17 protein-coding genes and 1 pseudogene are annotated in these 21,868 nt (G+C 71.4%); 9 read left to right on the top strand and 9 right to left on the bottom strand.

Annotated features, from left to right (window positions below):
• The 3 genes and pseudogenes from ACODSY_RS24795 to ACODSY_RS24785 form a co-directional block, all read right to left on the bottom strand.
• Positions 1-935 (bottom strand): annotated as a pseudogene (locus ACODSY_RS24795) (methylase); the annotation flags it as partial.
• 265 nt (positions 936-1,200) lie between these two features.
• Positions 1,201-3,234 (bottom strand): ParB/RepB/Spo0J family partition protein, encoded by a 2,034-nt coding sequence (locus tag ACODSY_RS24790; protein ID WP_488954577.1) that lies wholly within the window; start codon positions 3,232-3,234, stop codon positions 1,201-1,203.
• Positions 3,235-3,270: 36 nt separating this feature from the next.
• Entirely contained in the window at positions 3,271-4,212 is a 942-nt protein-coding gene (locus ACODSY_RS24785) for a toprim domain-containing protein (protein WP_488954576.1), read from the bottom strand.
• 144 nt (positions 4,213-4,356) lie between these two features.
• Here ACODSY_RS24785 and ACODSY_RS24780 point away from each other — a divergent pair, with 144 nt between their 5' ends.
• From ACODSY_RS24780 to ACODSY_RS24770, 3 genes are read left to right on the top strand one after another with little or no spacing between them, the layout of a single operon-like run.
• Entirely contained in the window at positions 4,357-5,850 is a 1,494-nt protein-coding gene (locus ACODSY_RS24780) for a S8 family peptidase (RefSeq protein WP_488954575.1), read from the top strand.
• Positions 5,825-6,142 carry a hypothetical protein gene (locus ACODSY_RS24775; RefSeq protein WP_488954574.1) on the top strand — a complete coding sequence of 106 codons (318 nt, stop codon included), beginning with the start codon at positions 5,825-5,827 and terminating at the stop codon, positions 6,140-6,142. Before ACODSY_RS24780 ends, ACODSY_RS24775 begins: the two co-directional genes overlap by 26 nt.
• 4 nt (positions 6,143-6,146) lie before the next feature.
• Positions 6,147-7,082 carry a DNA/RNA non-specific endonuclease gene (locus tag ACODSY_RS24770; protein ID WP_488954573.1) on the top strand — a complete coding sequence of 312 codons (936 nt, stop codon included), beginning with the start codon at positions 6,147-6,149 and terminating at the stop codon, positions 7,080-7,082.
• 15 nt (positions 7,083-7,097) lie between these two features.
• Here ACODSY_RS24770 and ACODSY_RS24765 read toward each other — a convergent pair whose 3' ends face one another.
• From ACODSY_RS24765 to ACODSY_RS24755, 3 genes are all read right to left on the bottom strand, one after another.
• Positions 7,098-7,262, bottom strand: a complete 165-nt coding sequence (locus ACODSY_RS24765; RefSeq protein WP_488954572.1) for a hypothetical protein — start codon at positions 7,260-7,262, stop codon at positions 7,098-7,100.
• Positions 7,263-7,273: 11 nt separating this feature from the next.
• A complete protein-coding gene (locus ACODSY_RS24760; protein WP_488954571.1) occupies positions 7,274-8,569 on the bottom strand; it encodes a hypothetical protein in 1,296 nt (431 codons plus the stop codon).
• A gap of 150 nt (positions 8,570-8,719) precedes the next feature.
• A complete protein-coding gene (locus tag ACODSY_RS24755; RefSeq protein ID WP_488954570.1) occupies positions 8,720-9,073 on the bottom strand; it encodes a helix-turn-helix domain-containing protein in 354 nt (117 codons plus the stop codon).
• Positions 9,074-9,166: 93 nt separating this feature from the next.
• On the opposite strand from ACODSY_RS24755, the gene ACODSY_RS24750 reads away from it, so the two are divergent.
• From ACODSY_RS24750 to ACODSY_RS24725, 6 genes are all read left to right on the top strand, one after another.
• Positions 9,167-9,844, top strand: coding sequence for an E2/UBC family protein (locus ACODSY_RS24750; RefSeq protein WP_488954569.1), 678 nt, complete (start codon positions 9,167-9,169; stop codon positions 9,842-9,844).
• Positions 9,841-11,232: a ThiF family adenylyltransferase gene (locus ACODSY_RS24745; RefSeq protein WP_488954568.1), complete on the top strand. Its 1,392-nt coding sequence runs from the start codon at positions 9,841-9,843 to the stop codon at positions 11,230-11,232. Before ACODSY_RS24750 ends, ACODSY_RS24745 begins: the two co-directional genes overlap by 4 nt.
• On the top strand, positions 11,229-11,549 hold the full coding sequence (locus ACODSY_RS24740) for a ubiquitination-like system serine protease family protein (protein ID WP_488954567.1): 321 nt from the start codon (positions 11,229-11,231) through the stop codon (positions 11,547-11,549). Before ACODSY_RS24745 ends, ACODSY_RS24740 begins: the two co-directional genes overlap by 4 nt.
• A gap of 377 nt (positions 11,550-11,926) precedes the next feature.
• Entirely contained in the window at positions 11,927-12,556 is a 630-nt protein-coding gene (locus ACODSY_RS24735; RefSeq protein ID WP_488954566.1) for a GntR family transcriptional regulator, read from the top strand.
• Positions 12,557-12,874: 318 nt separating this feature from the next.
• Positions 12,875-13,480, top strand: coding sequence for a lasso peptide biosynthesis B2 protein (locus ACODSY_RS24730; RefSeq protein ID WP_488954565.1), 606 nt, complete (start codon positions 12,875-12,877; stop codon positions 13,478-13,480).
• Entirely contained in the window at positions 13,477-15,288 is a 1,812-nt protein-coding gene (locus tag ACODSY_RS24725; protein WP_488954564.1) for an asparagine synthase-related protein, read from the top strand. Before ACODSY_RS24730 ends, ACODSY_RS24725 begins: the two co-directional genes overlap by 4 nt.
• Here the strand turns inward: ACODSY_RS24725 and ACODSY_RS24720 are convergent.
• From ACODSY_RS24720 to ACODSY_RS24710, 3 genes are all read right to left on the bottom strand, one after another.
• Positions 15,209-17,728: an alpha/beta hydrolase family protein gene (locus ACODSY_RS24720; RefSeq protein WP_488954563.1), complete on the bottom strand. Its 2,520-nt coding sequence runs from the start codon at positions 17,726-17,728 to the stop codon at positions 15,209-15,211. The two genes, ACODSY_RS24725 and ACODSY_RS24720, sit on opposite strands and share 80 nt — an antisense overlap.
• A gap of 9 nt (positions 17,729-17,737) precedes the next feature.
• Positions 17,738-20,752, bottom strand: coding sequence for a TonB-dependent receptor (locus tag ACODSY_RS24715; RefSeq protein ID WP_488954562.1), 3,015 nt, complete (start codon positions 20,750-20,752; stop codon positions 17,738-17,740).
• A 128-nt stretch (positions 20,753-20,880) separates the two neighbouring features.
• A complete protein-coding gene (locus ACODSY_RS24710; RefSeq protein WP_488954561.1) occupies positions 20,881-21,861 on the bottom strand; it encodes a FecR family protein in 981 nt (326 codons plus the stop codon).
• Between the last annotated feature and the right edge of the window lie 7 nt (positions 21,862-21,868).

The following is a 21,868-nucleotide window of genomic DNA, read 5'->3' as shown; positions in this document are numbered from 1 at the left end:
GCGCGCGGCTGGGCGCTCGACCGGGGCGGCAGCGCCGCCGCCCGGGCCGCGGCCGTGCGCAGCGGGGCGGTTTCCTCGCCGGCGCCGCGATCCGCCACGAGGAGGCCGGTGTCGACGCCGGTCCCGTGCTTGGCGAAGGCTCCGGCCGGCAGGACCAGCCGCCCGACGATCCGGCAATAGCGCCGCAGCATCGTCAGCAGGCCGGCGTCGGAGAGGGCCGACGCCGGCACGATGGCCGACAGCCGCCCGCCGTCGGCCAGGCACTGCAGGGCGGCCAGCAGATGCGACGCCAGCCCGGCGAAGGGCGGGTTCAGGACGCAGGCGTGGAAGCCGCCCGCCATCGGCAGCAGATCGCCCAGGTGGGCGGCGTCGAGCCGGGTCCGCGATGCGGCCGCGAACAGCCCGTCCAGCATCCCCGCGCGGCGATCGCTCAGCTCGTTGAGGGCGATTTCCGCGCCGCAGGCCTCGGCGACGGCGGCGATCATGCCGACACCGGCCGACGGCTCCAGCACCCGGTCGCCCGGCCGCACCTGGGCGGCCAGGACCACCAGAGCGGCCAGCGGCGCCGGCGTCGAGAACTGATCGAACGCCAGCTGCTGTTCGGACCGGCGCGTGTGGGTCAGGCCCAGCGCCACCAGCTCGGCCAGCGCGTCCACGACCTGCGCCGGCGCGTCCTCCAGCCGGGACACCTGCGGCGTCAGGCGGCGGATCTGCAGCACCATGGCCGCCTCGATCGCGTCATAGGCGTCGCGCCAGTCCCAGGCGCCCTCCGCGTCCGTGGCCCCGAAGGCGGTGGTCAGCACCGCGGAGACCACGCGCCGCTCCAGCGGCCGGCCGCGGGAGAGGTGGGGCGCGAGGGCGCGGGCGGCGGCGAGCAGGTTGGCGGGGCGGTCCTGGACGGCGGGCGCGGCGAAGAGGGGCAGGGCGGCGTTCATGGCGAGGCTCCGGCCCGGCGCGAAGGGCAAGGCGCCCTCCGGTCCGCCGGGCTCGTCCCGACCCGACCTTCCTTCGCCTCCCAGAAGGACGGCGCCGTCCCGGAGCGACCGGAACGGCGCCGTCGGCCGGCTGCGCACCGCGGTGGGAGCCGCCGTCCTCACGGGCGGCGAGGCGCGCTCCAGACGTGCCCACGACCCGGCCGCACCGGCTCCTGCGGTGCGAGGCGCCGGGCGTTCGCGACGGGCATGCGCGGCCGGCGAGCGGTCAGGCGGCCAGAGGCTCGCCGTCCGAGGCGACGGGCGCGGCATCCACCGCGTCAGCCTCGTCCGCCGCCCCGTCCGCGTCCGCCTCCGGCTCGTCCGGGGGTTCGGCCGCCCAGGACAGGTAGGCCGGCGCCCAGGCCCGCTCGGCCGCGCGCTCGGCGACCAGCGAGACCAGCTCGTCCTTCTTGGCGGCGCCCGCCCGCGTCTCCCCGGCGCCCATGGCGTCGAGCATGTCGAGGAGCTTGGCCTTGGGATGGGCGCCCAGGAACGCCTCGTCCGGCGTCCAGTGCAGGGTGACGTCGGCCTGGCAGAGGGCGGCGATCTCCACCGCCTCGGCCCGGGCCGCGCGCCGCACCGAGGTCGTGCGCTCTTCCCGCAGGTCGAGGCTGAGCGCGACGAGCTCGGCCAGCAGCGCCATCTTCTCCCCGTGCGGCAGGCCGGCGACCCAGGCGATGGGCGAGAGCTCGGCGGTCTCCCACACGGCCCTGCGGTCGGCCAGACGGCGACGGACGTCACCGTCCAGGGCCTCGATCGGCGCTGCCCGCGGCCGCCCGTAGGCCTCGGCCTCGAGCGTCAGCGCCCCGCCGCCGCGACCCCGCCCCTGGCAAAGCACCAGCACCGTGAAGAGCCGCGCCACCAGGGCGGTGAGCGCCGCGCTCGGGTCGTCGGCCAGCGCGCGGATCAGGGCGCGGGTGGCCACGTCGGTGCGCACCTCGTGCAGGGCGTGGCCCACGCCCTCCAGCTCGGGCCGGGGCGCCACCGCCACCGGGACGGCGGTCACCGCCGCCATCTCCCGGCGCGGAACCGGCTGCGACGCGGCGCCGGTCGGGGCCCCTTCATCACCCTCGTCACGAACGTCCTCATCGCTCTCGACGACCGGCGCCGGCGGCCCATAGGCGCGCAGGCTGAGCCCCGTGGCCGTGTCCGAGAAGGCCTGCACGAAGGTTACGTCGCGGGCGGGCTCGCTCGCGAGGTCCGCGCCCAGCTTCGCCGACAGGTAAGCCGCCAGCAGCGGGTCCGCGTCCTCCGAAGCCCAGTCGCAAGCGGCCAACGCCGCTTGGGCGTCCTGCTCGGCGTTCTGCGCGGTTTCCCAGGCCGCCAAGCCTTCGGCGTCCAGTCCCATCCCATAGACCTCCCCGAACGGCTCGAGCGCCGGATCGTCGATCTCGGGCGGGGCGACGGAGACGCGGACCTCGACGCCGTCGCCCCCCACGACCCCGGCGATCGCCTCGGCGCGGGCGATCCACGCCGCCTGCAGCACGTCGGGATCCAGGATCACGTCCGGGCGCTCCCCGAAGAGGTCGCTCTCGATGCGCCCGCCGGCGGCGGCGTAACGGTCCGCGCCCACCAGCCGGAAGCGGCGGTCGCGCACGGTGACCTGGCCGGCGTCCAGCCGGTCGGTGATCCGCCACTCCTGGAAGCCGAACCCGTTCATGGCGGCTTCCGCGACCTCGGCCTGTTCCTTGCGGTCCGGCAGGCGCGCCAGGAGCTTGGCCTGGCGCAGGTTGAGGCGGCCGGCCTTCAGCGCCTCGAGGGCCTTGGGGTGCAGGCCGGCCAGCGCCGCCAGCCGTCGCACGTCGATCTCGGCATAGCCCAGCGCGCCGGCGATGACGTCCGGGGTCAGCTTGGCCTTCAGCATCTTGCCGATCGCCACGATGACATCGGCCGGATGCACGGGCACGGCGGTGTTGGTGAGCAGCACCGCGGCGGCCTGGCGGGCGGGGTCCGTCTCCACGAACGCCTCCAGCGGATAGTCGTCGGTGATCCGCCCCGCGTCGCGCAGGAGCCAGAGCGCCAGCAGGCGGCGGCGGCCGTCCAGCGCCATCCCGGGCTTCTCGCGCTTACGTCCCGGGCGCACGGTGATGTCCTGCAGGACGCCGGCGGCGAAGATCGTCTCCGCCAGCTGCGGGATCTCGTCGTCGGGCGGCTCGCCGGCGCGCAGGTTCTCCGGGGCGATGTCGAGGTCGCGCAGGGCGAAGACCTGGCGCACGCGCGCCGGCGCCGCGAGGGCGGCGGAAGGGGTCACGTCGTTCATGGCAGTCGTCTCCTGCCCGGGCCGAGAGCCAACCCCTCATGCGCCGGGCGCCCCGCGCCTCCCTTCCTCCGCCTCCCGCACCGCCAGGTCGTTCCAGTCCCCGGCGCCCGGGGGCGGCAGCACCACGGCCGCCGCGACGCCCAGGTCCGCCAGGCCGGTGCGCAGGACTCCGGCCGAGCGTTCGCCGTCGCGGCCGCGGTCCCCGGCGATCAGCACGCGGCGCACCTCGGGCGGCGGTCGCCAGCGCCGCAGATTGCTGGTGGAGAGCAGCGCCCAGCCCCGCAGGCCGAAGCGCGCCATCGCCGCCAGCGTGGTGAAGACGCCTTCGCCCACCAGCATGACCTCGGCCGGCGCCGCGAGCCGCACCGCCGATCCGGGCGGGATCACGCCCACGATCTTCCGCGCCGGCCGCGCGCGGCGGCTGCGGCGCCCGCGGGCGTCCAGGTAGGTCACCTCCACGGCGGTGAATGCGCCTTCAGGGTCCGTGATCTGGGCCAGCAGCGCCGGCAGCCAGGGCCCCCGGTCTGCGTAGACCGCCAACGGCGCGGCCGCATGGGCGCGAAGCGCGTCCGTCGCCGTGAGGTCGACGCGGCGCAGACGGCCGTGCCGGGCCGCGGGGCTCTCCGGAGCGATCACGCCCGCCGCCGCCCAGAGCGCGCCCGCGGCCCGCACCCGCTCAGCGAGCGTGCGGTCGGGCGGCGGCGGGCCGCAGGCGGGGGCCGCGGCGCCCGACCGGAGCCGGTTTTCCGCGTCGATCCAGCCCTGGGCGCGCAGGTCGTCGAGAATCTCGCGCCAGTCGGCGGAGCCAAAGCTGTGGACCAACAGCCGCCCGTTGACGACACGCAGCGAAACCGAGCGGTCGGCTGGGCCATGACCAGGGGCCGGCACGAGGGCGCGTCGTCCTCCGGCATAGAGGTCGCCTCCGAGCGTCTGGGCGAGGTCGGCAAGGCCGCCAACGCCATATGGATCGCGTGCCATCGCGTCTCCCTTCTTCTCCTTGAGTTCACAGACCGGCGCCTGCCTCCATCCTTCCACCCGTCGCGACGGTCCCCGGGGGAGCCGGGGGGACCGGCTATCGCGGAGGTGGTGCGACTGCTAGGCTGCACGCGATTTGGGGGGATCATGGCGGGCAAGAAGATCGGGGATGACGTGCGCCGCTACGTCGTTGTGCCTATCGACAATGTGTTCAACGCCGAGACCGAGACCGCCAGCAAGCAGTTCTCGGCCAGCCTCTCCGCGCAGGCGCTCGACCCGAAGCAGCCCGAGGACCTGACGCTCGAGGACGACCTGGCCCCGATCCGGGTCGTGGAAGCCATTGACCTGAACGCGGGATCGATCGTCGAGATGACCGAGGCGCAGAGCCTGCGGTTGAGCGCCCTCTATCCCGGCCTACAAATCGCGCCCGAGGGGGTCTTGCACCTGTTGCGGGCTTATCCTTTCAAAGTGGGCCTCAGGCCGGCGCGTCTGCCGAGCCTGGCGGACGCCGAGGCTCTGGACGTCGTGGTCGTTGGCGCCGATGGCGCCCCCATCGTCGCCGCCGACGTAGTGATCGTCTTCAACCGAAAGACCCGCTCCGGCGTCAAGGACCTGAAGACCGACGCGCGCGGTCGCGTCAGCGTACCGCTGCCGGCGAAGGTTGCGGAAGTGGATCTGGTCATCGTGACCCCGTTCGGCAACTTCTGGCCCGTGCACGCCGAGGCCGTGAAGGTGGCGGTCGAGGGACCCACCGTCGTGGCGTTGTCGCCGGTCCCGATCGACCCGAAGTTCGACGACGGATTGGCGCTGACCTGCGCACCCGGCAAGGCCGACGACGGCGCCGGCGTGCGGGTGGCCGTGATCGACGCCGGCGTGACGCCCCCCGAGGGCATGAAGGTGGCCTACGGTCGGAACACCACGGACGAGCCCGACGAGGCCTGGGACGACAACGGCTCGGGCCATGGAACCCATGTGGCCGGGATCATTCACCGCATGGCGCCGGCGGCAGAGTTCCTGATCTACCGGGTGTTCCGCCAGGACGCCGACCAGGCGCTGGAGATGGCCGTCGCCAAAGCCATCCGCGACGCCGTGGACCAGGGCTGCGACCTGATCAACCTCAGCCTGGGACAGTCGACCGAACCGGTCCTGATGATCCGCGAGATACGCCGCGCCCGGGCGCTGGGATCCCTCTGCGTGGCGGCGGCCGGCAACGGTGGGGGCGGCCCGGTTGAATACCCGGCGCGGTCGCCCTACGTGGAGGCCGTGGCCGCCTGTGGGCACATGGCCGGCTGGCCGAAAGGCTCAGCCCGGGATCTTGAAGTCGCGGAGACGCCCTCGCCGCAGGACGACGTCTACTTCGCGAACTTCAGCAACTGCGGCCCGGAGGTGGACTTCATCGCCCCGGGCTCGGGCATCGTCTCAACCGTGAGCGCGACCGATCTCGGGGTCATGAGCGGGACGTCGATGGCGAGCCCGGTGGTCACCGGCGCTCTTGCGCGTTTGCTGGCCAAGGACAAAGAATTGCTGCAGCGGCCCGATAGAGATCAGCAACGGTCTGATGATATCGCTAAGCTGGGATACGAAGCGGCGAAGAGCCTGGGTTTTGGAGCGAGGCATGAGGGCAAAGGTCTCATCCCCTAGAGGGAGAGCCGCGCGGAAGGGGCGGGCGGACCTGACGCCGGTTCGCTTCTTCCTGACCTTCGACCATCTCGACGATCCGTCGCCCGGCGAGGTCGATCAGTTGGTCGCATATCTCCGTGAGGCCGTGTCGCCGCTGACCCTGGAGGTGGCGACGCCAGCCGCGGTCCTGGTCGAAGGCCCCGCGAAGCAGATCCGCCAAGCGGTCACCGGCCTCAAGGACTGGGTGCTCTCGCCCGAAGGTCGGCTGACCTCGACGCCGCCCGCCCACCTGCACGTGAAGTCGACAGGCTGAGCCGGTGGCGGGCGTATGGCGGCGCTTCTCGCCCGACGAGTCGGCGGAACTGCAACGTGTGCGCGACCGGCCGGGCCGGATCGAGGACTACGCCGACCGCGAAGGATTCGACCCACACTTCTTCCCGGAACAACGGATCGGCCTGCCGGGTCTGGGGACCTGGGCGGACGACGCGGCCGAACTCGATGCCCGCGCGCGCCGTCCGAAGGGCGACGCCCACGAGCTGGCCTATACGAACTTCTCGGTGGTGGTGAGCAAGAGCCGGCGGCTGCCGCTCTTCAGCCTGGTGAACATCGCCGGCGACCTCTCCGACCGCGAGGTGGAGCGGACCGACGTCTGGCAATACGACCCCAGGATCGACACGCAGTATCAGATCCTCCGGGAGTGCTACGGCTTGGAAGGCCAGGACCTGTTCAGCCGCGGCCACATGACCCGGCGCGAGGATCCGAATTGGGGGCCTGAGGCGGCCATCGCCGACGCCGACACCTTCCACGCCACCAATGCCTGTCCGCAGCGGCAGCGCTTCAACGCCGGGATCTGGCTCGCGCTTGAGAACTACGTGCTCAACAACGTCGATCGGGAAGACATCCGGGCGACGGTGATGACCGGCCCCGTGTTGCGGTCGGACGACCCCGTCTACCAGGACGTCCGCACGCCGGTGGAGTACTGGAAGATCGTCGTCTACCGCCATCCGGAGCTGCAGTCGCTCGCGGCCCTGGCCTACAAGCGCAGCCAGGCCGACTTCCTCCCGGCGATCGGCCGCCGTCAGAGCCGGTTCGTGTTCGGCGACTTCCAGGACACGCAGGTGAGCGTTCGGGGCCTGGAGGCCGACACCGGGCTCGACTTCGGCGACCTGCGCGATCTGGATGTCATGCGCTCGGCGAGCCCGGACCTGGCGATCCGGCTGCGCTCGGTGGAGGACGCCTTCCTGACGCCCTGAAACGGCCGGGACGGCTCAGGCGGCTTCGTCGTGCGCCTCGCGCAGCCGCTCGTATTCCTTGCGGAAGCTCTCGCTGACCTCTTCCATGATTTGGTTGGGCGGCCGATAGCCGGCCAGCACAAGATCGAGGTCGTCGCTGCTCAGCAGGCTGTCGGGATCTGCGGCGAAATCGGGGTGCATCGCGCGCCTCCTCAGGCTCTGTAGGCCCGAGCAAAGTAGCCCGGGTTCATCTCCTTGTCAAAGTAATGTTTACGACGAATCCAGATGAATCCCTCGTTGCGTGTCAGGATTGCCACATCGATGGGGCCGCCGACCGTCTCCGCTTCGTTGGAAAAGCGGCGTTTATGAGACGTTAATTCTACGAGCGAGTGGGCCATCTCGGCCAATTCTCGCTTCGACATGTGATTGACTACTGACTCCAGGCCGATCTCTGCATTTCTCTTGAGGCCTGCAACGCCGTCGCGGAACGCCTTGAGGGCGGCGGACCGGGTGCGGCCGCCCTCCCCAGCGGCGTACACGCGGGGATGCTGGGCGATGATGTCGTCAACGATCTGGCCCACCTGCCGTTCCAGCTCGTCCTCGAACAACCTGTCGATCCCGGACATGAACCGCTGCGGCATGTCCTTCTGGGCGAACGGTACGATGATGGCCCGGTTGTCTTGGGTGTCGACGGCGCGGATGTCCGAATTGATCACGCGAAGCTTGCCGAAATACAGGCCGTCCACTTCTATCGCGTTCAGTGTCGGAAAGATGTCCTCGGTGCCGAAGCCGCCCAAGACGAAGCCGGTGGAGGCGCCGGTCGAAGCCGACGACCGGATGATGTCGAAGAGCAGCTCCTGGAAGGCGCGCAGGCCATCGCCGGCGATCGAGCCGATCACCCGCGGCACGATCCGGGGCAGCTTCAGCGTCTCGTCGATGGCGCCGCCGTATTCGGCGATGAAGTCGTCGAGGGTCTTGTCGTCGAGATAGCCGCTCAGGGGCTGCACGGCGAACAGGCTGCGGCGCTCCTTCGCCGCCTGGATGAACAGCTCGGCGGGGGCCGGCGGGGTCTTGCGCCGGCGTTTCCCGCCGTTGCCACCGAGGAAGCTCAGCATCATGGCCTGGATGCGCTTCTGCAGGGCGGCGAGTTCCGCGGCGACCAGCTGCTGGAGGTGGCGGTGCTCGTCGGCCGGGGTGCGGGGGAACGCCACCAGGAAGGTCTCGAGCTTGGGCCAGATGTCGGTGACCTTCTTGAACTCGGGCGGGGGGGCGCCGGCGTCGCCGCGGAGGGTCGAGCGAAATCGACCGATCAACACCTCGAGCGGCACCTCCATGAAGGTGGCGTTGTTGTAGATCATCAGCGCTAGCGGCTGGTGGCGGCAGAGCTCGAAGATCTTCTCGGCCGTGTCGTAGATCTTGGTGATGTTGGTGCCGGACGCCAGCGTCACGGCGCTGTCCGCGGCGAATGCGATCGCGTGGCGGTTCAGGATGGCGATCTCGGCCGTCACGGCCGAACCCCCACGTTCCGCGGCTCATCCCCCAAGCGCGCCCAGCCCCATAACGATGTGCGGCCGGGACTCGCCCCGGCCGCTCACGAGATGAAACCTTGGCGCTTGGGATTTGCCCCGGTCAAGCGCTTTCGCGGCGAGGGGGAAGGCTCAGCGGCGCCGCAGCCGCAGGTAGGCCGCGGTGATCATGTCGATCATGGTGTCACGCCCGTCGTCGCTGAGCGTCGGGTCGTTCCGCAGGGTCGCCGTGATCAGCGACAGCGGCTCGCGCTCGGCCTCTCCCGGGGCGCCGCCCCGCACGAAGTCGTCGGCGCGCAGACCGGACCAGCCGACGAGCGCGGCCATGCTGTCGACGTCGGGACGCTTGCCCTGCGACATCCGGGTGAGCGTCGAGGCGCTGACGCCGGCCTCCTCCGCGACCTGCTTCCAGTTCAAGCCGCGCATCGCCCGTACGCCCTCGAGGGCCTTGTGAAACCCGCCGGCGTCAAATTCTGATTTCGCCATTCATTTTCACTCTTGCAATTACAGTCGCCGTCGCACAGATATAGCGCACGATTGCGAAATCGCAATCAAAAACCGATTCTGAAAGGGACCTCGATGGAGTTCATCGCCACCAATCACGAGACCCGGCGCGAGCCGAAGACCTACAAGCTGAATGTCCAAGGCGTGCAGACCACCTGGCACGAGCCGATGGTGACCGCCCGCGAGGCGATCGTCGCCGCTGGCTTCAGCGCCGACGACGAGTGGATCATTATCCTCAAGGTGGCCGGCCGCGAAAAGCAGGCGATCACCCTGGACACGACGATCGACCTGCGCACCCCCGGGCTCGAGAAGCTGCGGCTGACCCCTCGGCAGATCAACAACGGCGAGGGCCCGACCCTGCGGCGGCAGTTCCGGCTGCTGCCGCAGGATGAGGGCTGGCTCGCCGCCTACCCCGGCGCCTGGGAGACGCTGCTGGACGGCGGTCGCCGCTGGATTCTGCTGCACGGCTACCCGCTGCCCGACGGCTACGTCCAGCGGCAGACGACGCTGGCGATCGAGGTGCCCACCACCTACCCGGGCGGTGAGCTCGACATGTTCTACTGCAACCCGCACCTGGTGCTCGTGACGGGGCGGGCGATCGACGCCGCGAACCACTTCGAATCCATCGAGGGCGTTCCCTTCCAGCGCTGGTCGCGCCACCGCCCGGCGGGGGCCTGGAACCCCGTCAACGACAACCTCGTGACCCACCTCAGCCTCGTCGACGAGGCCCTTGTTCGGGAGATCGAACGATGATCGTACGCGGCCCCACGCTCGTGTTCCCCGGCGTTCGTCACGCCGAGCTGATGGCCCACCTGTACCCGGGCGACGGGCGGGAGGCCGCGGCGATTCTGCTGTGTTCGCGGTTCGGAACCGAACGGCTCAAGCTGGCGGTGCGGGAGGTCCTGCCCGTGCCGCACGCGGCCTGCGCGGTGCGCGGCCGCGACGAGCTCACCTGGCCGGGCGAGATCCTGGAGCAGGCGATCGACCTGGCCGAGGCCCGCGACGGCTCGATCATCGTCTGCCACTCTCATCCGGGCGGCCAGTTCGCCTTCTCCGCCGTGGATGACCGCAGCGACGCCCTGCTCGCGGCGAGTCTGGATGCGGCCCTGCCGGGCCCGCACGGCTCGGCGATCATGACGCCGGACGGCGCCGTGCGCGCGCGCCTGTTCGAAGGCGCTGGTGCAACCCGCCCCGTGGAACTGGTGACCGTGGCCGGGCACGACATCCGCCACTGGTGGTCCGACGCGCCGGCGGGCGCGCCGCGGCCGATGGCCTTCTCGGGCGGCATGACCCGGGAGCTCGGCCGCCTCTCGGCCTTCGTCATCGGGGTCTCGGGTACGGGCTCGCTCGTCGCCGAGCAGGTGGCGCGGATGGGCTTCGGCGAGATCGGCCTGGTGGACTTCGACCGGATCGAGGCCAAGAACCTCAACCGCATCGTCAACGCCACGACGGCGGATGCCGAGGCGGGCCGCCTGAAGGTGCGCATGACCGAGGCGGCCATCCGGACCTTCCGGCCGGACGCCCGGGTGATGGCCTTTCCGACGAGCCTGATGGCGCGGCCCGCGGTTCTCGCCGCGGCGGCGGCCGACGTGGTGTTCTGCTGCGTTGACACCGCCGAGGGTCGCTACCTCTGCGATCGGCTGGCGGCGGCCTTCTGCATCCCGCTGATCGACATGGGCGTCGTGATCCCGGTGCGCTCGACCTCGGCGGGTCCGGCGATCGCGGACGTCCTGGGCCGCATCGACTACGTGTCGCCGGGCGGCGCGACCCTGGGCGACCGGGAGGTCTACACGCCGCAGTTGCTGCGCGCGGAGTACCTCGCCGCGGCGAGCCCGGCCGAGCACGACCGCCAGCGCGCGGAGGGTTACATCCGCGGTGCGGTCGAGGAGGCGCCCTCGGTCGTCAGCCTGAACATGCGCACGGCGTCGGCGGCGGTGCTCGAATACATCGCGCGCGCCCATCCGTTCCGGCACGAGCCCAACCGGCTGAGCGCCCGGACCCTCATCAGCCTCGCCGCCAGCGAGGAGGACCGACTGAGCGAGGATGCCTTCGCCCGGACCGAAAATCCGCTGCTGGCGCAGGGCGCGTCCGAGCCGCTCCTGGGGCTGCCGGCGCTGAGCGACCTGGAGCGCGTCGCATGAGGTGGCTGCGCAATGCGTTCGAACGGCTGCAGCCCGCGCGCCGGCTGCGGGTCGTCGAGGGCGATACCCTGCCGGACCGCCTCCCGCGCCGCGACCTCGTCCTGGCGCGGGAGCATGGCGAGGACTGGCTGGTGGGCCTGCGCTGCCCGTGCGGCTGCGGCGAACGCCTGGAGCTCATGACGCTCGACGTGGCGCGCCCGCGGTGGGACCTCACCCTTGAGCGCGACTGTCGGCCCACGCTGCACCCTTCGGTCTGGCGCAAGACCGGCTGCCGCTCGCACTTCTGGCTGCGCCGTGGCCGAGTCCATTGGGTCTGAAGCGGCCGGCGCCGACGTTGGGCCTCGATACCAGACAGACCGAGCAACCTTCCGAGCCGACCGGCGCGCTTACGTCCAAGGACGGCTGGCGCGCGGATCGATCATCTTGTGCGGGGGGCGGATTTCGCGGCCCGCGCAGACCGGGCAGGCCTTCCGCAAGACGCGACCTGCGGGCGGCCCGCCACGGGGCGCCCAGATGATTGGAGTATTCGCTCGGCAGATTTGCTGCCGAACAACGGAAGAATATCTCATCGCGAGGCCGACGCATGCTGCGAACGCCCTGATCACAACCGTATTGGGAGATATATTCATCTTGCCAGCCTGGATGGAGGCGCGTTGACTGGCCGGTCTTTGTGAGGCGCAGCGTGGAGTCCCCCATGGTCCCGGAACGGGTGGAACCTTTCCGCCAGGCGTTGATCGACCTGCGGCGCCGGCTCCGCGACGGGGTGCTGGAGCCGGGCGCGCGGGTGACCGCCAAGGAGGTGGCCGACGGACTGAAGCTCAGTCCGACCCCGGTGCGCGAGGCGCTGTCCCGGCTCGCCGGCGAAGGCCTGCTCGAGGAGCGTCGCGGCGATGGCTTCTTCGTGCCGGAGCTCACGGCGGACGACGTCGCGGTCCTCTACCGGATGAGCGAGCATCTCCTCCTCATCTCGCAGGGCGCGCCGCCACGCCAGCACCGCGACGCCCGTCCGCCAGAACCGGTCCTGGGCGAAGATCCTGTCCGCGCCGTCGAGCGCCTGTTCCTGGCGTGGGTCGCCGAGTCGGCCAGCCGGGTCACTCCCGAGTCCTTCCGGACCGCGGCCATCCGGCTCGCCCCCGTGCGCCGGCGCGAGGCGCTCCTGATCGACGACCTTGCCGGGGAGGCTGACGCGCTCCTCCAACTCGCCGACCCCGCGGCGCGCGGGCAACGTGCGCAGGCGATCCAGGTGTTCCACCGACGCCGCGTCGCCCTGGCCGAACCGCTCGCGCGCCTCCTGGAGCCGCCGCGGTCGGAGGGGCCTCAATAATATATCCGAATATATCTCGATATAGATTGAGTATAGTGCTTGTGCATCCGAGGGTTGTGAGGTCGCCAACCCGGCGATATCCAAACCGGAGGACACCATGTCCAAGCATCTGTCGGCCCCGACCTCGCGCCTGATCTGCCTGGGCGACGCCAAGGGTCTCACCAACGCGATCAAGGGCAGCGTTCCCGAGCTCGACGACGGCCCTGAATTCGACTGAGGCCGAACCCGCCGCCCCCGCCAGGGGGCGGCGGGAGACTCCCGCCCATGTCGACCACGCCCCGTCAGCTCATGCTCAAGCCCGCCATACACGCGGCTGTCGTGGACGAGCATATCGTTTTCCTCGACGCGGCTGCCGGCGCCTATCTCTGCCGGGCGTGCGACAGCGCCGAAATCCTGGCGGACCGCCGGACGCTCGTGCTGGCGGACGACGAGCTCGCCGCCGATCTCTTGGCGGGCAACCTCGCCCAGCCGCTCGGCGATGTATCGCCCGCCCGACGCTGGTCGCCGCCGGCGCGGACGACCGCCTTGCGCCCGACCTATCCGCATCCCGGCGTGCGTGACGCGCGAGATGCCGTCGTCGCGCTCTGGGATCTCTTGCGGACGTACCGAGGCCGGAGCTTTGCCCAACTGCTGGAGGCGGCGCGCGCCGGTCCTGCGCCGCACCTTGTGGATCGGCCCATCGATCTCTTCGAGCTCCTCGATGGCTTCCAACGATGGGCGCCCTACGCGCCGGTGACCTACAAGTGCCTCCTGAGGTCCTTCCTTCTGCTGCGGCACCTTCATCGGCACGGGCAGGACGCGGCCTGGGTCTTCGGCGTCACGACCTGGCCTTTCGACGCGCATTGCTGGCTCCAGGTCGAAGACGTGGTGCTGGATGACGAGCTCGACCGGGTGGCCCGCTACACGCCGATCATGGCCCTATGACGCGCCGCGCATTCATCGTCTTGAGCTGGTCCGGCGACGACGCTGCACCGGCGGGTCGAGCTTCAGACTTCGGCCTCCGCCTCGCCGCCGAAGGCTGGCGGCCGCGGGCGAAGACAACCCGGGCGGCGGTGTGGACCCGCGACCCGGTCTGGCCGGCCGTCCAGGTCTTCGGCGCGGGGGTCGTGATCGGGGACGTCCACCGCCGAGCGGGATCTGCGTTCTGGCCCCCGGCTGGGCCCGACGCGGAGCCGTGTGATCCGGGCGTCTTCGCCCGCCGGTTGGCCGCGGAAGCGTGGGGCGCGTACGTCGCGCTTCTGCGCCCACCCAGGCCGGGTCCGACCGAAGTCTTCCGCGACCCCAGCGGCGCGCTCGGGTGCGTCACCTGGAGCCTGAGCGACAGTCTCCATCTGGTGACGGACGACGTCGCGACGGCCCCGGGCTGGCTGCGGCCGCGCGGCATGGCCCTCAACTGGAACCGCATCGCCGCCGTCCTGGCCACGCCGACGGCAGGGACAACCGAGCCGCTGTTCGACGATATGACGGGCGTGGGGCCTGGCCAGATGCTGACCCTCGGCGCCCCGGCGCCGCCGACGCCGATCTGGACGCCGAGCGCCTTCGCCCGCGACGACGGCGCGGACCTCCGCTGGGTCGAAGAGGAGTTGGTCCGGAGGGTCGACGTCGCCGTAGAGGCGCTGATCGGGCGTCACGACCGTGTGCTGATGGAACTCTCCGGCGGCCTCGATTCCTCGATCCTGGCTGGCGCGATCGGGGCGACGTCGCTCACGGGCCGCGTGGCGCATTGGCTCCATTATCGAGAGATGCGACCCGAAGCGGACGAGGCTCGCTTCGCGCGCGCCGTGACCGAGCGCCTGGGCGTCCCGCTGCTCGAACAGCCGAAGAGCTTCGAGCCGTTGGATGAGGAATCGCTGAAGGAGATCGGTGTCTTCTCGCGTCCCGCCATCGGCGCGATGGACGGGATGCGGGACCGCTTCGAGACCAGGCTGCTTGGCACGTCCGGCGCAACCGCGATCGTTTCGGGCCAGGGGGGCGACGGGGTCTTCTTCCAGTACCCCACGGCGCTGGTCGCGGCCGACGAGTTCGCGCGCCTGGGCTGGGGCGCCTGGCGCTCCCCGGTGCTCGCCAACGTGGCGCGACGGACCCGCCAGTCCGTCTGGTCGGTGGTGGGCCAGGTGCAGGCCGCAAAGCGGGGCCGCGAGGCGCGGCCGAGCGGGACGTCGTCGCTGCTGACGCGCGACTGGGCGGAAATTGCGCCCAGGATCGAGCACGAGTGGGTGACGGCGGCGCGCCAAGCGGGTCTGCCGCCCGGCAAGGTCCTGCACGTCGAGGGGATCGCCGTGACGCACTTCTTCTACGAACCCAGCCGCCGCCTGGCCCTGGCCGACATCCTGATGCCCCTCTTCAGCCAGCCGGTGATGGAGCTGTGCCTGTCGGTTCCCGTGCCCGATCTGGCCGGCGGCTCCTACGACCGGCCCCTCGCGCGCCGCGCCTTTGCGCATCGGATTCCGGAAGCGGTGCTGAACCGGCGCACCAAGGGCGCCCTGACCGTCCATGTGGCGCGCCGCGTCGCGGCATCGTGCGACATCCTTCACCCTTACCTCGTCCACGGTTGCCTCGCGGACGCCGGCATCCTGAGCCGCGACAAGCTCAGTCATGCGCTCGACCCGCAGCGCCTGATGACCGGCCAGGCGCAGCACGCCATGCATGTCCTCAACGCGGCGGCTGTGGAGGCCTGGGTGCGCCACTGGCAGGGCCGCGTGCCGGATTCGCGGGCGGCGGGCCGCTGGTAGGCGCCGCGGGGCCCAGGTGGGCATCCAGGAATTCGAAGGTGCGCGCCCAGACGTCGCGCACATCGCCGGGGCTGACGTTCATGTGGTCCGCCGCCCAGTAGGTGACGAACTGGGCGTCCTTGCCCTGCCGAAAGAGGGCCGAGAACATCGCCTGGGACCCCGCATAGGGGATCTGGTCTCGCCACCCATGGATCAACAGCAGCGGCGTGCGGATCTTGTCGGCGTGCAGCAGGGGACTGTTGCGCCGGTAGCGGTCGGGGTCCGTCCAAGGCGGCGCTCCCATCTGCGGCTGGGTCGCCTCCACCGTGCCCGTCGCCCAGTTGGATCCGTAGCCGTACTCCGGCGAGACGGCGCGCTTGAGGGTGATGCTCGACCAGTAGGCGGTGAGGTCGCTGATCCCGCTCATCTCCACCGCCGCCCGGAAGTGGTCGGTCTGGGTGAGGGTCGCCATGACCGTGTAGCCCCCGAAGCTCCACCCGAGCAGCGCCTCGCGGTCCGGATCGAAGAGCCCCTGCAGCCGCGGATCTTCGCGTGCGGCGCGCTCGACCGCGAGAATCCGGGCGCCGACGTTGGCCATGGGCTCCCGCATCCCGCCAGGTGGATTTGGGAGGCTGGGCACAAGCACCGCGTATCCGTGGCCCGTCATCATCCGCAGGTTCTGGAAGAAGCCGCCCTCCATCTTGAGGTCGCGGGGCGGGGTGGCGTGGCTGTACCCCAGGTAGGGCCGCACGATCAGCGGCGGTGGCGGCGCGCCGGCCGGCAGGGCAGGGAGGTAGAGCCAGCTCGTGAGCGGCTCGCCCTGTTCGCCGGTGTGCCGCACGACTTCAATCCGCATCGGATCCGTCTCGGCGAGGCCTCCGTTCAGCGTCGCCACCACGACCGGCGCCTTGCCCCGCTGCAGGACGCTGAGCCGCTCCACGCCGATCGCGTCGATGTCGTACCGGGCCAGGCTGTTCACGCGCCCCGGCGATGCGAAGAGGCCGTCCGCCCCCCGCGTCCCACCCGGCGCTTCGGTGAGGCCGCGTGTGTCGACCCAGGTCACCCGCGAGGCGCCAACCGCGCCGAGAGCGATCCAGGACCCCGTGGGGAAGAGGTTCGCGAGACGAGCGCCGTCCGTGCCCCGTTGGTCGCGCATCGCGACCCGCGCCGCCGCTTCGGCGAGGGCCTCCGCGCGCCCCGCCCGGTCGATCCGCCAGAGGCGATCCCCCGCGAGCAGGACGAGATGGCGACGGTCGGCCGCCCGAATGCGCCCGTCCGGCGCCGGCAGGGCGCGGGTCAGGTTGACGGGGCCGGAGGGGCCGAGCCGGTGCCAATCGGCGCGCGGGGCGCCAGGCGTCCGACCGAAGATGACAGGCTCCGATCCGAACCAACCGGCGCGGACCACCACGGGATTGAGGCCGAGCTCCGGCGTGACCGCGTCCGGCAGCTCGGTGGCGGCGCCGGTGGTGGCGGCCACGCGGACCAGGCGTCCGCCCTGCCAGGTCCGGTCCTCGCCGCGGCGGAAGGCGAGCACCTCGCGGCCGTCAGGCGACCAGGCGAGCAGTTGCGGCAGCACATCGCAGTCCAGGCACGCCGGCGTGCGAACGCCCCGCGCGAGGTCGAGGATCGACAGCCGGGTGACCTCCGTCTCGAGCCCGGCGATGCCGCGGACCGGTCCATCCCCGCGGACCTGGAAGTCCGGGCCGGACTCCAGCAGCGCGACGTGTCGCCGATCGGGCGAGAGTTCGAGGTCGAAGAACTCGCCTGCGGCCAGGAGGGTCTGCGCCCCGGTGCGGATGTCCAGACGGAGCAAGCGGCGCGCGGGGTCGCGCGGCCGAAGCCCGGTATAGATCCCGCTGCCGACGACGGTGCGAGCGGCCTCGCCCCGCGCCGCGGCCGCCCACCACGCCGGCAGGCGCTCGGTGATGTCGTCGTTGGATCGCAACTCCGGCGGCGCCCGGCGGTCCGGCCGCGCGATGAGGAGGAGTTCGCCTTCGGTCAGCCACTGCACGGTCCGGCCGCGCGCGGTGTCCTGCGGCGCCAGGTCGAACCAGCGCACCGCGCCGGTGGCGAGCTGGACGACGCCGAAGCCCCTGGTCCGGCCCCGAAGGCGATAGACCACGAGCTGCCGGCCGGAGGGGGAGAACGGGCCCAGCATCTGGCCGCTGGCCGGGTCGCGCGGAAGGAGGGGCCTGGCCCGTCCCGGACGCGTCAGATCGACGACAGCGAGCCAGGGGAACGCCTCACTGGGCGTGTAGCCGATGTCGTAGCGGGGCAGCCGGTCGTAGCGATCGCGCTGCTCGAACACCAACCATCGGCCGGCCGGGTCGATGGCCACAGCCCCGAACGACTCTTGGGACAGGAGGTCGTCCACGGTGAAGGGGCGGGCGCTGGCCGGCGCGTGGGGGGCGCCGGCCAGCAGGGCGAGCGCCAGGGCGCCGGCCATCGTCGCGCGCGTCATGACCCGACCTCACCAAGCGCGCGTGAGCTGGAGCGAAACGAACCGGCCGATGGAGTCGGCGTTGGCCGGGTCGTACGCGAAGCCTTCGGTGTTGTTGTAGAAGGGTGGGTCGCGGTCGAAGAGGTTGCGGACGTTGAGGCGCACCGCCAACGCCTTCAGCACCCCGGACTCCGCCGGCGCGAGCCGCACCTGGGCGTCGAAGGACACGAAGTCGCCGATGCGCTCGCCGCGGCTGTCCTGATAGCGTCCGGTGTAGTTCGCGGCGCCGGCAACGGTGAGCCGCCCGCGGGTCCAGTCCGCGGTCAGGCGGCCGCGCAGGCGGAGCGGGAAGTTGGCGACGTTGACGCGATCGATCGTGGGCGCGGTCGGCGTGAACTGCTGCTCGTAATCCAGCATGTAGCTGACGGCGCCGCCCAGGCCGATGTGGTCGGCCGCGCCGACGTCGAAGGCGTAGCTCGCCGACACATCGATCCCGCGCACGTGCAGCGTGGTGGTGTTCACATAGCGGTTGTCGATGATCGCCCCGTAGTCGGTCGGCGGGAAGGCTCCGCCCGTGGAGACGAACGGAGCGCTCGCAAGCGCCGCAGTGATGAGGGCGAGATCCGCGGGGTTCGTGGCCGGCGACATCCGCGTCACGAAAGGCGCAAGGCTCGCGTCCGTCAGCGCGTTCGAGAGATTGACCGCGGCCGGGCGACCGATGCGGTCCTCGAACCGCACATCGTAGAAGGTGGCGCTGAGCTTGAAGCCCGGCCAGCGCGCCGGGGCCAGGTCGAAGCCGGCGGTCCAGGACCTCGCGGTCTCGGGATCGAGGTCCGGATTGCCGCCATTGAGCGTCAGGACGCGGACCCGGGCGGGACCCTGGGACAGGAGGGTGGGCGCCACGCTCGCGGGATCGAACTGCTCGCGCAGGGCCGGCGCGCGGAAGGAGCGGCTGAAGGTGCTTCTCAGGCGAACGCCCTCGATCGGCTCCCAGACGACCCCCACGCTCGGATTGGCGGTGGAGCCCGCGACCTCATAGTGTTCGACGCGGCCGGCGATCGAGAGTTCCAGGCGGTGGAATCCTGGCCGGGCGTTGTTAGGCCCGAAGAGCGGTACGCGGGCCTCGGCGAAGGCGGCCAGCACGTCACGCTCGGCATCGGTCGGCGTGCTGATCGGGACGGGCGCGGGGGTCGAGAGCCAATTGTCGCCGGTGCGCACCAGGCTCTCGCGCCGCGCCGAGGCGCCGACCGCGAGCTTCAGCGGGCCCGCGGGCAGCTGCAGTACGGCGCCGTCGGCCTGGATGTTGACCGCGGCGACCCGGCTGCGGATGCGGCTCCAGACGCGGCCGGATCCGATGGCCCCAACGACGTTGGCGCTGTTGCCGCCGGCGAGGCCGTTGAAGGGATTGAAGAAGCCGTCGCGGGCGGCGTTGTAGGGGGTATCCGCGCGATCGGCGGTGTTGCCGAGGGCTTCGCCGAGCACCAGCGCGTTGATGAAGCCGAAGCCGCGCGACTCGGCGATCTCCTGGTCGAAGGTCGCGTAGGCCTCCCCGCGCCAGTCGCGGAACAGCGGGGCCTTCGCCCCGACTGAAAGCCCGAGGGTTTCGGCCGAGCCCTGGTTCTGCGGGTTCCCGAGGTCCGAGTACCAGTTGTACGCGATGCTGTGGGTGGCCGCCCCGGTGGGCGAGACGAAGAACGGGTTTCCGCGGCCCACCGTGAACGTCGACACCACCGGGGTGAGGTCGGCCTTGAACCGCCGATAGGCGTAGCGCGCGTCTGCCGTGAGCTCCACCTGGCCCAGCGCCTGGTCCACCGAGAGGTAGACCGAGTTCTGGGTCTGCCGCGGCAGGATGTCGGCCCCGAGGCGCGGGTTGCTGTAGTTGACCGTGCCGGCCTGGAAGTCCGTTGGCCGGAGCGCCGTGCCCGGCTGCCCGGCGGGGATGGCGAAGCGGGGCACGTTGCCGCCCGTCACCGGGTCGGGGCCCAGGATGTTGCCGGGAAAGGCGTTGGTCACCCGGAAGTCGCCGCCGCCGAAGGGCCGAAGGTCGGCGCTTCGCGAGAACTCGCGGTCCTTCGTGTGCAGGGCGTCGCGCTTCTGCAGCTCGTAGGACACCACGACGCCGCCGTCCGTCCAACGCCGTCCGAACGTATGGGCGATCCGGCCCTGGGCCGGCTCCCCGGCCGTGCCGATGCCGGCGAACAGCTGGGTCTCGTCCCCCTCGAACTTGCGCCGCAGGATGACGTTCACCACCCCGCCCACCGCATCGGCGCCGTAGACGGCCGACGCGCCATCCAGAAGGACCTCGACCCGTTCGACCGCGGTGGTTGGGATCATCGAGACGTCGACAAAGTCGGCGAACGCCCCGGAGCCCGCCACACGTCGGCCGTTGAGCAGCACCAGGGTCGCGTTGTTGCCCAGGCCGCGCAGGTTCAGGGCGCTGCCATAGGTGATGTTGCGGCTGAGCCCGTCACCCCCGGTCAGGCTGTTGCCTTCGCTGGCCCCGCCCGAAAAATTCTCGGGGAGGGCGCGCAAGGCATCGACCAGGGTCGCATGCCCCGAGGCCTGGAGCTGGGCTTGGCTGACGATCCGCAGCGGCGCAGCCGGCGGGGCGCCGCGGATGTTGGACCCGGTGACGGTCACCTCGTCGACCAGGGTTGGCCCCGCCGCCGCCACCGCGGCGTCGGCGTCATCTCCGAAAGGGCGGCCGTCCGCGGCCGCGCGTCCGGCGTTCCGCTCCACCACGATCAGCTGGGCGTTGACCCGGCGCGCACGCAGGTCCGCGCCCACGAGCAACTTGTCCAGAGCCTCCTCGGGCGTCATCTGGCCCTTCACCGGCGGCGCGCGCAGACCCGCTACGACGCCCTTGGAGAACATGATCTGTTGCTTGGTCTGGCTGGCGAGGCCGAGGAGGGCGGGCTCGAGACCCCCACCGGTCAGCGACACCGCGTAGGTCGTCTGCGCCTGGGCCGCGCCGGCGAACAGGACTGCGGCGGTGGCGAGCCAGGCCCACCGGCGCCCTACGCGATACTCGGAACCTTCGAACATGTTTCCCCCGCGACGACCGCGGGCTCTGCGCTACCGGAATGGTCTTGCTTCGGCGCCACGAGGTTCGTCTGCAGGGGTAGAGGGGAAAACCGCCACAAAACCCTTGGGCCGATGTCAAAAAAAGTTCGTCACCCTGGCGACAGCCGGATCTCCCGGGGTGTCTGTGACGTGACCTTGAGGCCGTAGAGCGAGCGCGCCCCGGCCACGAAGGTCTCGACGTCGCCGGCGACGAACTGGCCGCTGACGAGCTCGCCGGCGACGCTCTCGGGCGCCTCCAGCACGATCTTCTGGTCGGAGTAGCGGTTCACCTCGGCGACGGCGTCGCGCAGCGGCACGCCGGAGAAGGTGAGGCGCCCGGTGGTCCAGCTCGCCACCGCGCTGACGTTGGTGGCCGCGGGCCGCGACAAGCCGCGGCGGTCCACGACGACGGCCTGCCCCGGCGCGAGCTCGGCCGCGCTGCCATCGGCGCCGCGAACCTCGACGCGGCCCTGTACGAGCGTCACCCGGACGGCGCGGCTGTCATGGCGCACGTCGAACCGGGTGCCGATCGCCCGCACCCGAGCGCCGTCCGCCTCGACGATGAAGGGGCGCGCCGCATCGTGCGCCACGTCGAAGAATGCTTGGCCATGCTCCAGCACCACCCGGCGCTCGCCGCCGCGGAAGTCGATCCGCACCCGCGTGTCGGTATTGAGCCGCAGCCGGGTGCCATCCGCCAGCACCTCGAGCCGCTGACCCCCGACCTGGGTCGCGTAGGTCGGCTCTCGGTCGCGCCAGCCCAGGAAGACGCCGCCGGCCACCACCAATCCGGCCAGGCCCAGCCCGAGGGGCGCCAGGACGAAGCGTCGGGAGGGACGCGCCTGACCCGTTCCGGCCCTGGCCGGATATTTCGCCAGGGCAGCCTCGGTCAGGGCCGCCATCGAAGGCCGCTCCGCCAGGCCGCCCGCTGCCTCCCAACCCTTCTTCACCGCCTCGAAGGCCGCGGCGTTGGCGGGATCGCGCCGCCAGGCGCGGAACGCATCGAGCTCAGCCGGGGCGATGTCGCCGCCGGTCATCGTGGTGAACCATTGAGAGGCCTCGGTCGCGCGCGAACGATCTGCTGACTCGCTCATGGGCTGC

It is taken from the genome of Phenylobacterium sp. FG114 (assembly GCF_057809855.1).
Note: the sequence above shows the minus strand (reverse complement) of the source record. Positions and strands in the feature narration are given on the sequence as shown.